Source organism: Streptococcus sp. SGI.013 (assembly GCF_050315295.1).
Lineage (GTDB): Bacteria > Bacillota > Bacilli > Lactobacillales > Streptococcaceae > Streptococcus > Streptococcus porcorum.
Genome location: NZ_JBNPOS010000001.1, coordinates 18,021 through 32,421 on the forward strand (window position 1 = coordinate 18,021; position 14,401 = coordinate 32,421).

Genomic DNA, 14,401 nt, shown 5'->3' on the forward strand with positions numbered 1-14,401 from the left:
ATGGCTGAGGAATTACGTCTAAAGTACGACGAGGCATTTCTAGAAGAATTTGTAAAGGCTATTCAAAGTCATTATTCTGACTTTGTTTCAGAGTCTTTTTATCAAGCTGTTTTACAGGATGACTGGGATGATTTAGCATTGATGGACCGTTTTAAACGTATGGCTGATGCTACTTATCACACGCTTGAACTTCCTTATGCAGATGTGGTGGACTTGTTGATAAAACTGAACTCAACCTGTCAAGGATTTGATTATTTATTTCTTAATGACATCATTTGGAAATATGGCTTAGAGGACTTGGATCATTCGTTTCGAGGGATGGCAGTGTTAACCACTGGCTCTTCATCTGAATTTGCTATCCGCTATTTTTTAAACCACAACTTTGATGCCAGCTTTGCTTTTTTAAAAGAGCTGAGCTTATCAGATAATGAACATCATCGTAGATTGGCCAGTGAGGGGACACGCCTACGTTTGCCTTGGGGCCAGGCAGTTCCTGATTTGAAGATACATAGATCAGAGATTTTTGAGCTATTAGAGAGGTTAAAGGCAGATCCGTCTCTTTATGTTAGAAAAAGTGTGGCTAATAACCTTAATGATCTGACCAGATTTTATCCAGATGAAGTCATCGATCATTTAAAGACTTGGAAAAATCAAGATCCCAAAACAGATTGGATCATCAAAACAGCCTTAAGAACATTAATTAAAACTGGCTATCCACCTGCACTGGCTTTTATGGGCTATACTCAGGATTTTGAGATAAAGCAGGCTCAGCTGGCTTTAGATTCTCTTGAGGTACATGATGGCGATACCAGCCAAATTTCATATGCTGTAACGATTCATTCTCCTGTACCAAGTAAGTTTCGTTTAAGTTTGGCATTTGGATTTCAAAAAGCTAATGGTCAGATTGGTGAGAAGATTTTTTATCTTAAGGATACTGATTTTGTAGCTGACCTGACTATCTCTGGAAAAAAAGATTACCGATGGAAAGATTTATCAACACGTCGGCATTATTCTGGGAAACATTATATTAGGCTTCTTCTTAATCATATCGAGATAAAAAAAGTAGATTTTTCATTAAATAAAGACCATTAATCTTTTTTTAAACTGCTCTTTTTTGCTATAATGAGACATAAGATAATTTTTTAGAAAAGACGAATAGGATAATTGTATGACACAAATCAAAATTGTTACCGATTCCTCTATCACAATTGAACCAGAGTTGGTCCAAGATTTAGGAATCACTATTGTTCCTTTATCTGTTATGGTAGATGGTAAACTTTATAATGACAACGATTTAAAAGAGGGAGAATTTCTTTCGTTAATGACCTCAAGTAAAGAATTACCTAAAACAAGTCAGCCACCAGTGGGATTATTTGCAGAGACCTATGATACTTTATCTAAGGATGGAAGTGATTTGATTTCTATTCACCTCTCAAAATCGTTATCAGGAACCGTTGAAGCGGCAAGACAAGGGGCTAACCTGTCAGAAGCAGATGTTGTAGTTGTTGATTCTAATTTCACTGATCAAGCCATGAAATTCCAAGTTGTGGAAGCTGCTAAGATGGCTAAAGCAGGAGCGAGTCGTGATGAGATTTTAGAAAAAATAACAGAAATTCAAGCGAAGACACAATTGTTTATTGGTGTTTCTACTTTAGAAAATCTTGTCAAAGGGGGACGTATTGGGCGCGTGACAGGGCTCTTGAGCTCTCTTTTGAATATTAAGGTTGTCATGGAAATGAAAAACCATGAGCTCGTACCTGTTGTAAAAGGAAGAGGGAATAAAACCTTTACCAAATGGTTAGAAGAATTCAAAGAAAGTCTAGAAGGCAAAGAAGTAGCAGAACTTGGGATTTCTTATGCTGGCACATCAGATTTTGCAAAGAGTTTGGCAGAAGAATTGCAAGATATGGTCCGTCAAAAAATCTCAGTTTTAGAAACTGGCTCTATCATTCAAACACATACTGGAGAGAATGCCTGGGCTATCTTAGTGCGTTATGTTTAAAAAATCATTTTGGACAGGGTTAATCTTCTTTAGCTCTGTTCTCTTCTTATCTGCCATCCTCTGGAATTTTATGATTCCAAAGGAAGATTCCAAACTGACCAAAGAAGACTTTCTCTCAAAGACAGTTTCTAAACTGAATTACGTTGCTATTGGAGATTCCTTGACAGAAGGTGTTGGTGATACCACCAATCAGGGTGGCTTTGTTCCCTTGTTAGCAGATTCTTTATCAAGTGCTTATGGCTATCAAGTGGCGACCTCTAATTATGGTGTTTCTGGGAATACCAGCCAACAAATCTTAAAGCGTATGACAGAGAAAAAAGCCATTCAGGATGATTTAAAAAAAGCTAATCTGATGACCTTGACAGTAGGTGGAAATGATGTGATGGCGGTTATTCGGAAAAATTTAACCACACTAAAGGTTTCTAGTTTTACCCAGCCAGCTAAGGCTTACCAAAAACGTCTCCGTCAGATTATTGAAGTGGCACGATCTGAAAATCCCAATCTCCCGATCTATATTTTGGGGATTTATAATCCATTTTATCTTAATTTTCCAGAGATGACTGAGATGCAAGAGGTAATTGATAATTGGAATAATCAGACGGAGGCTGTCACAGCGGAGTATGAAGGCGTTTATTTTGTTCCCATCAATGAGCTCTTATACAAAGGCTTAGATGGTGAGGAGGGAATTGTGGAAAGCTCTGGTCAGCAAACCCAGATTATCAATGATGTCCTTTTTACAGGGGACCATTTTCATCCCAATAATACGGGTTATCGTATTATGAGTACAGCAGTTATGGAGAAAATCAGTGAAACAAAATCAACTTGGAGTAAAGACTAATTGGTGGAAGTGGGCTTGTTTAGCTTTACTAGCGCTTAATCTTGCTTTTTTTGGAGTTTTAGCTAGCCGTATTATTACTATTCGTGAACCTAATGCCAGTAAGATTACTGAAACCAAAACAGATGCCATTTTAGTTGGTACCTTTACCACAAATAAAGAAAAGTTAAACCAGACCATTCTTTCTTATCTAGAGCCTTACCAATCAAATAAAATGACTTATAAACTCTATGCTTCAAATGATACCATTATGTTTGAGGGAAGTTACAGTTTACTAGGATATGACCTTCCTTTATATGTGTATTTTGAGCCTTATAAGTTGGAGAATGGTGCGGTGCAATTAAAGGTGACTTCTTTTTCAGTAGGGACTCTTCCTCTGCCAGAAAAAGAAGTCTTGCAATACATTAAATCAAGTTATGATTTACCAGATATTGTGGCAGTCAAACCTAGTCAGTCAGCGATTATTATTAATTTGCAAAATATGAAAAATACTAATGGAATTTTCATCAAAGCTAATAAAATTGATTTGGTTAATGACGAGATAACCTTTGATATTTATAAGAAAAATCTATCAAACTAGCCCTAAATACTTGACCTACTAGCTTTTTTTAGATATGATATAACTTGTTAAGCGTTATCGCTAAGAAATATATTGGAGGATTTACTCAAATGGCAAACAAACAAGATTTGATTGCAAAAGTAGCAGAAGCTACTGAGCTTACTAAAAAAGATTCAGCTAAGGCTGTAGATGCTGTTTTCGCAGCTATTGAAAACTACCTTTCAGAAGGTGAAAAAGTACAACTTATCGGTTTTGGTAACTTTGAAGTTCGTGAACGTGCAGCTCGTAAAGGTCGCAACCCACAAACTGGTAAAGAAATCGAAATCGCAGCTTCTAAGGTACCAGCTTTCAAAGCAGGTAAAGCCCTTAAAGACGCTGTAAAATAATTGAACGTGAAAAGCCCATTGTATAAACGTTTCTACGTTGTGCAGTAGGCTTTTTTCTTGTTTAAGGGGCAAATAAGGGGCAAAACTTTAGTAGTTTTCCATGATATCTGCCACATTTGATTTTATTTTCTTTATGATGTGAGGGTTAGATCCTATTGATATTTTTCAAACAAGGAAATAGAAAGTTTTCTAAAAATAGTGTATAATGTCAGTAGTCCTAAGAAAAGGAGAAAAAAGGATGGCGCTTCATTCACATCTTCACCAAGGCAGTCAAGATGATTTTGACCATGTGATCAGTCATCTGAAAGAAAAGCGTATTCGTATTACAGAGACACGAAAAGCTATTATTACTTATCTTATTGCTGCTCATCATCATCCAAGTGCTGAGCAAATTTATAAAGATTTATTGCCAGAGCACCCAAGTATGAGTTTAGCAACGGTATATAATAATCTTAAAGTTCTTATTGAAGAGGGCTTTGTCACTGAAATTAAGTTAAGTAATGATAATACGACTTATTTTGATTTTATGGGACACCAGCATCTTCATGTTGTTTGTGAGCGTTGTGGTAATATCACAGATTTCATGGATGTTGATATCCCTCTCATAAAACAAGAAGCAGCAGAGCAAACAGGTTATGCTATTACAAAAGCCCAGCTAACGACTTACGGGATTTGTCCAGACTGCCTTGCCAAAGAAAAAACCGAGAAGTAGTCTTGGTTTTTTTATTTTATTTAGAATTATTCTAAATAATCTTGACTTATTTATTTAGAATGATTATAATTAAAGTATAAATAATAATGATTCTAAATAAAGAGGTGTTGGTAATGTTTGATAAAGTAAAAAAATATTCAGGAGTATTACAAACCCTTAGTTGTTTACTTCTCATTGTAATGGGATTTAGTTCTCAAGCTTTTATCGGGGCAGAATTTGCGACAGTCTGTTTTGTTCTAGCATTTTTAGTTGGAGGTTATGCTTCGGCTAAAGAAGGGATAGAGGAGTTGGTTTATGACAGACACTTATCGGTAGATGTTTTGATGATTTTAGCTGCAGTTGGGGCAGGTCTAATTGGTTACTGGATGGAAGGCTCTTTACTGATTTTTATTTTCTCCTTATCTTCAACACTAGAAGAATTAGCAATGGAAAAAAGTAAAAACGCTATTTCTAGTTTGATGAATCTCACTCCTGATACAGCACGGTTAATGGATGACAATGGAGATATTAAAGAAGTATTAACAGCAGACCTTAAGGTGGGTGATCACATTCAGGTTAGAAAAGGTGAAGCTGTTCCAATTGATGGGGTGCTTTTATCTGGCTTATCTTATTTTGATGAGGCTATGGTGACAGGTGAGCCAATTCCTGCAAGAAAAGAAGAAGGAGATTTTCTTATTGGAGGAACTTTAAATCAAGGCTCTAGTATTGAAATGGCTGTTACGGTTGAAAATGGAGATACCCTTTTTGATAAGATTATCAGTATGGTAGAGACAGCACAGAAGTCAAAAAGTAAGACAGCTACTTTTATTGAAAATCTCGAGGATCATTATGTTAAAGCTGTTCTTATTTTAGTGCCGAGCTTCATCCTCTTTACAGCTTTAATACTGGGTTGGGATTGGAAAGATGCTTTTTATAGAGGGATGATTCTTCTAACGGTGGCTTCACCTTGTGCTTTAATTGCAAGTTCAACTCCAGCCACTCTGTCCGCAATTTCTCGAGCAGCTAAAAAGGGAATGATTGTTAAAGGTGGCGACATTATGGATAAGTTGGGTGATGTCAAAGCTATTGTGATGGACAAGACAGGTACCTTAACACAAGGACACCCAGAAGTTGTTGATGCTTATTTTACACAAGAAGAGAGCTTGGTTCGACAAATTGTAGCCGCAGCCGAAAAAACCTCAACCCATCCAATCGCAACAGCTTTAGTAGAATTTACCAAAACAAGTCCTAGCTTAACACTAGAGAATCTGGAGGATTTAACAGGTCAAGGTTTAGTAGCAACATTTGCTCAAAAGCGTTGGAAAATTGGAAAAAAAGGCTTTGTTTTAGATGCAGAGATAAAAAAAATAAGTGATCGAGAAAAAGCTTTAATTGATACTTGGGAAAATGAAGGAAAAACCTTGGTCTATGTATCAGCGAATCAAGAGTTAATGGGAATTATGGCGCTGGAAGATCAATTAAAACCAGATAGTCTAGTAGCGGTAAAAGCTCTGCAAAATATGGGAATTAAAACCATTATGCTAACAGGAGATCAGGAAAAGACAGCCCGCCATATTGCAACAGAATTGTGTCTTGATGATGTTGTGGCAAACTGTATGCCACAGGATAAATCGGATCGTATTAAAGAGTTGCAAAAAAAATATGGCTCTGTTGCTATGGTGGGAGATGGTATCAATGATGCGCCAGCCCTTGTCGCAGCAGATGTTAGTTTTGCAGTCGGATCAGGAACTGACATCGCTATTGAAAGTGCTGATGTAGTCTTATTAGAGGATCTTACTCGTATTCCATTTGCGATTTCTTTATCTCAGAAGATGAAGCATATTGTATTAGAAAATATTATTTTTGCTTTAGTCATTATCATTAGTTTAATTGCTGCCAATGTTGTTCAGGTCATTAATCTTCCACTAGGAGTGGTTGGTCATGAAGGTTCTACAATTTTAGTTATTTTAAATGGTCTTCGCCTCCTAGCTTTTGACCAAAAGTTTGAAAAAAGCTATAATAAAGGAAAAACATGCATGAAAGAGAATCCTAATGACACTTGTCCAAAAAATTGCACTTACCCTGATTGTCTTCACCCTCTTGGTTAAACTTCCCCTTTTTGTATTTTTGTATTTTAAAACCAAAAAAAATCCTTTTCTACCAGAGCAAGAAGGTGATCCAGTAAATGATGGTGAGCTTAAAAAATAGTCGGAGTTAGACCCTTGCTAAGAAAGTAATCGTAGAAATAGAAAAAGAGAAGATAGCTAGTTAAGCCATCTCCTCTTTTTAGTTGATATAGTTTAATTTTCCACGGAAGTCATCTAAGCTTTGATAGCCTTTTTCTGTCATGATGTCTTTTAATTCATTAGTAATGCGCTCAAAAATTTCAGGTCCTTCTTGATGGAGGGCAGTTCCGATTTGAACCATGCTTGCACCACAAAGGATATGTTCAAAAGCATCACGTCCTGTTTTGACACCCCCTGTTCCAATAATTTTGATTTCTGGCTTAAGGCGTTGGTAAAAGGCATGGACATTAGCTAGAGCTGTAGGTTTAATATAATCGCCACCGATACCGCCAAAACCATTTTTAGGCTTAATAACCACTGTCTCATCTTGGATAACTAGACCATTTCCGACGGAATTGACACAGTTGACAAAAGCTAGTGGGTATTGGTTAAAAATCTCAGCAGCCTGATCAAAATGAACAATATCAAAATATGGAGGTAGCTTAATACCTAGTGGTTTAGTGTAATAACGAAAGACTTCGCTTAAAATCTGATTGGTTGTTTCAAAGTCATAGGCAATCTGTGGTTTTCCAGGAACATTGGGGCAAGATAGATTAAGCTCTACTAAACCATTATAGTCACTATCCATGACTTTTTTTAAGATAGTGTGTGTTTCATCTGGTGACATTCCTACTAGAGAAAGGAAGTGAGGTTTGGTATTTTCTTTGTATTGTAATTCAGTAACATAATCTAGATAATAGTCAACTCCAAGGTTAGGTAATCCCATCGAGTTGATAGAACCTAGCTCTGTGTCAACATAGCGGGGTTCAGGATTACCTTGACGAGCAGCCAAAGTACCTGTCTTGGTGACGAAAGATCCAGCAGCTGACTGTTCAACTGCCTCAAGCTCTTCTTTGGTCATGCAGTAGACCCCAGCAGCATTCATCAAGCAATTGGTAAAAGTAAAACCTGCAATAGTTGTTTGCGTTGAAACCATAGAAACCTCCAAAAGGATAAATTTTCTCTATTTTAACACGCTTATCATGTAAATTCAATCTTATATGTTATTTGAGTTTTTTGTTTGTGAAGAAGCTTGACAATCTGTCTGAGTTAAAATAAACATTCTTATTGAGAATACATTCCCCATCTTCCCCGGAAGGTGGACTAGGATAACGAGGCTATTTTGTAGGGATATCTCTAACGAGATAAAGAAGTAGTCTGGTTATCCTTTCATAGTTTAGGAGGAAAAAGATGACGTAGTTTTATTTGACCTTGGCAGGTTTATTGGAAGTCGTTTGGGCAACAACTATGAAATTGAGTGATAGTTTTACAAAAATTGGTTACAGTTTGATAACTTTACTTGGTATGATTTTGAGCTTTTATCTGCTCTCAAAAGCTTTACGAGATTTACTTATGGTTTTAGCCTATCCTATCTGGACGGGGATTGGCGCTATTGGGACGGTTATAGTTGGCCTTGTCTTTTTGGGAGACCGCCTATCACCTCTCTCTTATCTATTTTTAGCTTTATTAGTAATTGGTATCATTGGTTTAAAAGTGACAAGTGGGCACTGAGGCTTTTCAAGAAAATTAAGGATTTGACTAGATTTTTTCTTATTTTTTTTGTAAAATGGAAAGAGTAAATGGCGTAAAGCCTAAATAAAAAGGAGACACAACTAATGGTAAAATTGGTTTTCGCTCGCCACGGTGAGTCAGAATGGAACAAAGCTAACCTTTTCACTGGTTGGGCTGATGTTGATCTTTCAGAAAAAGGAACACAACAAGCTAAAGATGCTGGTGCTTTGATTAAAGAAGCTGGAATCGAGTTTGACCTTGCTTTCACATCTGTATTGAAACGTGCTATCAAAACAACTAATCTTGCTCTTGAGTATTCTGATCAACTTTGGGTACCAGTTGAAAAATCATGGCGCTTAAACGAACGTCACTACGGTGGTTTGACTGGTAAAGATAAAGCTGAAGCAGCTGCTGAATTTGGTGATGAGCAAGTTCACATCTGGCGTCGTTCATACGATACTTTGCCACCACTTATGGCTAAAGATGATGCACACTCAGCACACACTGACCGTCGTTATGCACACCTTGATGACTCTGTTATTCCAGATGCAGAAAACTTGAAAGTAACGCTTGAGCGTGCCCTTCCATTCTGGGAAGATAAAATTGCTCCAGCTCTTAAAGATGGTAAAAATGTTTTCGTTGGTGCACATGGTAACTCAATCCGTGCCCTTGTAAAACACATCAAACAATTGTCTGATGATGAAATTATGGATGTTGAAATCCCTAACTTCCCACCGCTTGTATTTGAATTTGACGAAAAATTAAACGTTACTGCAGAATACTATCTAGGAAAATAATCCTAATAAGAATATCCTTAGCTTGTCTAGGGATATTTTTCTTTTTATCTGTCTCTTATTTTAAGAACAAATGGTTTAAAATATGCTAAAATAGAATTCAGCAAGTTTTGTAAAGTGAGGGAAAGTATGGCAGGGTTTAAGCGTCCAAATTTTGGGCGGCAATTTAAGACGAATAAGGTGGCTCAGAGGCTCCACCTTCTTTTTATGATTATTGTCCTTTTGTTTGTTATTTTGCTTTTTCGGCTAGCCTATATGCAAGTTGTTAATCAAGAGTTCTATACAGAAAAACTAACAACTTCCACAGTTTATAAGGTTAGAAATGCGACGCCAAGGGGTGAAATTTATGATGCTACAGGGAGTTTACTGGTTGTAAATGAAGCCAAAGAAGTGGTGGCCTTTACGCGAAGCAATACCATTACAGCACAGGAGATTAAAGAAATCGCCACAGCTCTGTCAAAGTTGATAACCTTGACAGAGACTGAGGTGACGACACGAGAAAAAAAAGATTATTACTTGGCAGATACCTCAACTTATCGTAAGGTCGTAGAGTCCTTACCTGATGATAAAAAATATGACAATTTCGGGAACACCCTGTCGGAAGCAACGGTTTATAAAAATGCAGTTGATGCGGTTTCTAAGGATGACATCAATTATTCTGAGGATGAGCTAAAAATTATTGCTATTTTTAGCCAAATGAATGCTGCGCAAGCCTTTAACACGGTTAGTCTGACAACTGGCGAGCTAAATGATCAGCAGATTGCGGTTATCACAGCTAAAAGCAAAGAATTATCAGGTATTTCTGTCAGAACAGATTGGACTAGAAAAACAGCCAGTAACTCTCTCAGCTCAGTTATTGGAACTGTTTCTAGTGAAAAAACAGGGCTTCCTGCAGAAGAAGTTGATACTTACTTAAAAAAAGGTTATTCGTTAAATGATCGTGTAGGAACGTCTTATTTAGAAAAGCAGTATGAAGACGTTCTTCAAGGAAATCCGACGCTTCAAGAAATTACCTTAGATAAAGATGGATCTGTTAAGGAAACGAAGGAAGTTTCAAAAGGCACCAAGGGGCAGAATTTGAAATTAACCATTGATCTTAAATTTCAAGAAGGTGTAGAAGAGATTCTTGAAAAATATTTTAAACAAGAATTAGAAAATGGCGGAACAGTCTACTCAGAAGGTATATATGCCACAGCGTTAGATCCTAATACTGGAGCAGTCTTAGCTCTTGGCGGGATTAGCCATGATCTTGAAACAGGTGAGTTATCGAAAAACTCTTTGGGAAATATTACCCAAGTTTTTACCCCAGGGTCAGTTGTTAAAGGTGCCACGCTTGCTGCAGGATGGGAAAACGGTGTACTATCAGGGAATGAGACACTTTATGACCAACCGATTGTCTTTTCAGGTGATTCAAATACGATTAATTCCTGGTTTACTTCAGGGTCCCTTCCTATCACGGCAACACAAGCACTAGAATATTCTTCCAATACTTATATGGTTCAGATTGCCTTACGTTTAATGGGAATGGAATACCATACAGGTTTATCTCTAGCAACAGATCAATATAAAGAGGCTATGGAAAAATTACGTGCTACTTATGCACAGTTTGGTTTGGGGGTCAAAACAGGTATCGATCTTCCAGGTGAGTCTGTGGGGATTTTGCCAACAGAGTTTGTGGCAGGTAATGTTTTGACAGAGAGTTTTGGGCAATATGATAACTATACCACACTCCAATTAGCTCAGTATGTTGCCACCATAGCTAATGGTGGAACACGAATTGCACCGCATATTGTAGATGGAATTTATACACCAAATAAAGAAGATGGCATTGGTGATTTGAGCCAAACAGTAGAAGGTCAGAAATTAGGGACAGTCAATATTTCCTCAGAGGAAATGAGCTTGATCCAACAAGGATTTTATCAAGTTGCCAATGGTAGTGGCAGCTATACAACAGGAACAAAGATTGGAAATGGTGCAGCTGTTTCGATTTCAGCTAAAACAGGGACAGCTGAAGCCTATGTCAAAACGGCTGATGGTAACTCGATCTACACTTCTAACTTAAACGCAGTAGCTTATGCGCCAAGTGATCAACCTAAAATTGCCGTGGCAGTTGTTCTGCCTCATGAAACAGAATTAAGAGGAGATGTTAGTGAATATGTTATTCGTGACATCATCAACCTCTATCACTCAATGTATCCCATGAATTAGAAAGGAGTTCTTGTGTTATATCCAACACCCATTGCAAAACTTATTGATAGTTTTACAAAGTTACCTGGTATCGGAATAAAAACGGCAACACGCCTTGCTTTTTATACCATTGCCATGTCTGATGAAGAGGTTAATACCTTTGCTAAAAATTTATTAGCTGCTAAGCGGGAATTGACCTATTGCTCGACTTGTGGTAATCTAACAGACGATGATCCTTGCAGTATTTGTACAGATGGAACACGTGATCGCTCGACTATCTTAGTTGTAGAAGAGAGTAAGGACGTTTCAGCTATGGAGAAAATCCAAGAGTATCATGGACTTTATCATGTTTTACATGGCCTAATTTCTCCAATGAATGGCATTAGTCCAGATGATATCAACTTAAAAAGCTTAATTACTCGATTGATGGATAGTCAAGTTAGTGAGGTTATCATCGCTACAAATGCGACGGCAGATGGTGAGGCAACATCTATGTATATTTCTCGTGTCCTCAAACCAGCTGGCATTAAAGTGACACGTTTAGCGCGTGGTTTAGCTGTTGGAAGTGATATTGAATATGCTGATGAGGTGACCTTACTTCGAGCAATTGAAAATCGAACAGAATTATAAGGAAGTAGATGTTATCAAACACTACTAAATAACCAAGAGAAAAGGAAATATTATGTCTAAAGAAACGTTAGTGTTATTATATGGAGGGCGTTCAGCAGAGCGTGAGGTTTCAGTTTTATCTGCTGAAAGTGTGATGCGTGCAGTCAATTATGATAAATTTTCAGTTAAGACTTATTTCATCACAAAAAAAGGAGAATTCATCAAAACTCAAGAGTTTACAGCAACTCCAGCAGAAGATGAAAAGCTCATGACCAACGATACAATCGTAGCAGAACAAAAGATCAAACCTTCGGATATTTATGAGGAAGGAGCGGTTGTTTTTCCTGTCCTTCATGGTCCTATGGGAGAAGATGGCTCTATCCAAGGCTTTTTAGAGGTGTTAGGTTTACCTTATGTTGGGACTAATATTCTTTCTTCAAGTGTGGCTATGGATAAAATTACGACTAAGCGTGTTCTGGAATCAGCAGGAGTGCCGCAAGTTGCCTATACCGTTTATATTGAAGGAGAGGATTTGGAGAAAGCTATCGCTGAGACTTTAGACAAATTATCTTTCCCAATATTTGTCAAGCCAGCTAATATGGGGTCCTCAGTCGGTATCAGTAAGGCTGATGATGAGCCTAGTCTTCGCTCTGCTATTGACCTAGCTCTAAAATACGATAGTCGTATCCTTATCGAACAAGGTGTCACTGCTCGGGAAATTGAAGTTGGTCTTCTTGGAAATACCCATGTCAAGACAACAGAGGCTGGAGAGGTGGTTAAGGATGTGGCCTTTTACGACTACCAAGCCAAGTATATTGACAATAAAATTACGATGGCCATTCCAGCTGAAATTGATGATCAGGTCATGTCTCAGATGCGTGACTATGCTAGCCGTGCTTTTCGTGCTATTGGAGGTTGTGGCTTATCACGTTGTGATTTTTTCATGACAGAAGATGGCTCTATCTACCTTAATGAGCTTAATACCATGCCTGGATTTACTCAGTGGTCGATGTATCCTCTTTTATGGGAAAATATGGGCTTAGCCTACCCAGATTTGATTGAGGAGCTAGTTATTTTAGCTAAAGAGATGTTTACAAAACGTGAAAGCCATTTGATCTAAAACATGATATAATAAAAGAGCGAAAGCTCTTTTTTATGATATATTTGGAGAAAAAATGAAATTAAGTGTGTATGAAGTAGCCCAAGTTTTGGGTGCTAAAAATGATGTTAATCTTTATCCCAATCAAGAGCTCAACAAAGTTGAGTTTGATAGCCGTTTGATTGAAGAAAATGACCTCTTTATCCCTTTAAAAGGTGCGCGTGATGGTCATGACTTTATTCCTGTGGCTTTTGAAAATGGCTGCGCAGTAACCCTGTCTGAGGTCAGCCTTGATGTTCCTCACATTCTAGTAGATGATTGCTTGGCTGCGCTACAAAGATTAGCGTCCTATTATCTAGAAAAAACTGCTGTAGAAGTCATTGCAGTGACAGGATCAAATGGTAAAACAACGACCAAAGACATGATTCATGATATCTTAGTAACCACTTACAAGACCTACAAAACACAAGGAAACTACAACAATGAAATTGGTCTCCCTTACACTGTCCTTCATATGCCAGACGAGACTGAGAAACTGGTTTTAGAGATGGGACAAGACCACTTAGGTGACATTCATCTCTTATCAGAGATTGCGAAACCAAGTCTATCAGTTATTACCCTTTTTGGAGAAGCCCATCTGGAATTTTTCGGTTCACGAGAAGAGATTGCCAAAGGAAAGTTGCAGATTGCAGATGGAATGGAACCAGGTAGTAAGCTTCTGATCCCAGCAGATCCGATTGCGGATAAGCTCTTGCCGAGCCATGTAGAACTTATTCGCTTCGGTGAGCAGGCTGATTTGCAGGTGACCAGTTTGGTCGAGTCAAAAGATAGCCTGACCTTCACCGTAAACTTTATGGACGGCGACATTTTCCTACCTGTAACGGGCAAGTACAATGCCACCAATGCCATGGTAGCAAGCTATGTTGGTCAGACCTTGGGAGTGGCTGATGAGGCTATCAAGTCTGCTTTGGCTAATCTTAATCTGACACGAAATCGTACCGAGTGGAAAAAAGCAGCTAACGGTGCTGATATTCTCAGTGATGTTTATAATGCCAATCCAACGGCTATGCGCTTGATTTTAGAAACCTTCTCTAGCATCCCAGCTAATGAAGGTGGCAAGAAAATCGCTGTTTTAGCAGATATGAAAGAACTCGGGGAGCAGTCGGTTGACCTTCATAATCAGATGATTTTGAGCCTGTCGCCTGATGTTCTAGATACCGTTATTTTTTATGGTCAAGATATTGAAGGTTTGGCTCAGCTAGCTAGTCAGATGTTCCCACTTGGTAAAGTCTATTTCTTTAAGAAAACAGAAGATGAAGACCAATTTGAAGACTTGGTGAAACAGGTTAAAGAAAGTCTAGAGAAAGATGACCAATTGCTACTCAAAGGCTCTAACTCGATGAAATTATCTAAGCTTGTGGAGATTTTAGAAGAGGGTTAGA

The 14,401-nt window shown here is 37.9% G+C and carries 13 protein-coding genes and 1 pseudogene; 13 read left to right on the forward strand and 1 reads right to left on the reverse strand.

The genetic code is table 11. From position 1 onward, the window contains the following. The 7 genes and pseudogenes from ACQRDX_RS00090 to ACQRDX_RS00120 form a co-directional block, all read left to right on the forward strand. Complete coding sequence (locus ACQRDX_RS00090; protein ID WP_427893484.1) at positions 1 to 1,092, forward strand: DNA alkylation repair protein; 1,092 nt, start codon at positions 1 to 3, stop codon at positions 1,090 to 1,092. A gap of 76 nt (positions 1,093 to 1,168) precedes the next feature. Further along, positions 1,169 to 2,002, forward strand: coding sequence for a DegV family protein (locus ACQRDX_RS00095; RefSeq protein WP_354367423.1), 834 nt, complete (start codon positions 1,169 to 1,171; stop codon positions 2,000 to 2,002). Continuing rightward, positions 1,995 to 2,840, forward strand: a complete 846-nt coding sequence (locus ACQRDX_RS00100; RefSeq protein ID WP_427893487.1) for an SGNH/GDSL hydrolase family protein — start codon at positions 1,995 to 1,997, stop codon at positions 2,838 to 2,840. The genes ACQRDX_RS00095 and ACQRDX_RS00100 overlap by 8 nt, the downstream gene beginning before the upstream one ends. After that, on the forward strand, positions 2,809 to 3,417 hold the full coding sequence (locus ACQRDX_RS00105; protein WP_427893489.1) for a YpmS family protein: 609 nt from the start codon (positions 2,809 to 2,811) through the stop codon (positions 3,415 to 3,417). Before ACQRDX_RS00100 ends, ACQRDX_RS00105 begins: the two co-directional genes overlap by 32 nt. An 89-nt stretch (positions 3,418 to 3,506) precedes the next feature. After that, positions 3,507 to 3,782, forward strand: a complete 276-nt coding sequence (locus ACQRDX_RS00110) for an HU family DNA-binding protein (RefSeq protein ID WP_354367417.1) — start codon at positions 3,507 to 3,509, stop codon at positions 3,780 to 3,782. Between the two features lie 238 nt (positions 3,783 to 4,020). Beyond that, on the forward strand, positions 4,021 to 4,494 hold the full coding sequence (locus ACQRDX_RS00115; protein ID WP_354367415.1) for a Fur family transcriptional regulator: 474 nt from the start codon (positions 4,021 to 4,023) through the stop codon (positions 4,492 to 4,494). 113 nt (positions 4,495 to 4,607) lie between these two features. Next, positions 4,608 to 6,467: pseudogene (locus ACQRDX_RS00120) on the forward strand (heavy metal translocating P-type ATPase); the annotation flags it as partial. Between the two features lie 292 nt (positions 6,468 to 6,759). Here the strand turns inward: ACQRDX_RS00120 and ACQRDX_RS00125 are convergent. Next, positions 6,760 to 7,695 carry a dihydroorotate oxidase gene (locus tag ACQRDX_RS00125; protein WP_427893492.1) on the reverse strand — a complete coding sequence of 312 codons (936 nt, stop codon included), beginning with the start codon at positions 7,693 to 7,695 and terminating at the stop codon, positions 6,760 to 6,762. A gap of 269 nt (positions 7,696 to 7,964) precedes the next feature. Between ACQRDX_RS00125 and ACQRDX_RS00130 the strand changes: the two genes are divergently transcribed. From ACQRDX_RS00130 to ACQRDX_RS00155, 6 genes are all read left to right on the forward strand, one after another. Further along, entirely contained in the window at positions 7,965 to 8,270 is a 306-nt protein-coding gene (locus tag ACQRDX_RS00130; protein WP_427893494.1) for a DMT family transporter, read from the forward strand. A gap of 104 nt (positions 8,271 to 8,374) precedes the next feature. Then, positions 8,375 to 9,067 (forward strand): phosphoglycerate mutase, encoded by a 693-nt coding sequence (locus ACQRDX_RS00135; RefSeq protein ID WP_354367409.1) that lies wholly within the window; start codon positions 8,375 to 8,377, stop codon positions 9,065 to 9,067. 126 nt (positions 9,068 to 9,193) lie between these two features. After that, positions 9,194 to 11,272, forward strand: coding sequence for a penicillin-binding protein PBP2B (gene pbp2b, locus ACQRDX_RS00140; RefSeq protein ID WP_427893496.1), 2,079 nt, complete (start codon positions 9,194 to 9,196; stop codon positions 11,270 to 11,272). A 12-nt stretch (positions 11,273 to 11,284) separates the two neighbouring features. Continuing rightward, a complete protein-coding gene (gene recR / locus ACQRDX_RS00145) occupies positions 11,285 to 11,881 on the forward strand; it encodes a recombination mediator RecR (protein WP_427893498.1) in 597 nt (198 codons plus the stop codon). A 52-nt stretch (positions 11,882 to 11,933) separates the two neighbouring features. Further along, on the forward strand, positions 11,934 to 12,980 hold the full coding sequence (locus ACQRDX_RS00150; RefSeq protein WP_427893500.1) for a D-alanine--D-alanine ligase: 1,047 nt from the start codon (positions 11,934 to 11,936) through the stop codon (positions 12,978 to 12,980). A 55-nt stretch (positions 12,981 to 13,035) separates the two neighbouring features. Next, entirely contained in the window at positions 13,036 to 14,400 is a 1,365-nt protein-coding gene (locus ACQRDX_RS00155; protein ID WP_427893502.1) for a UDP-N-acetylmuramoyl-tripeptide--D-alanyl-D-alanine ligase, read from the forward strand. Position 14,401 lies beyond the last annotated feature (1 nt).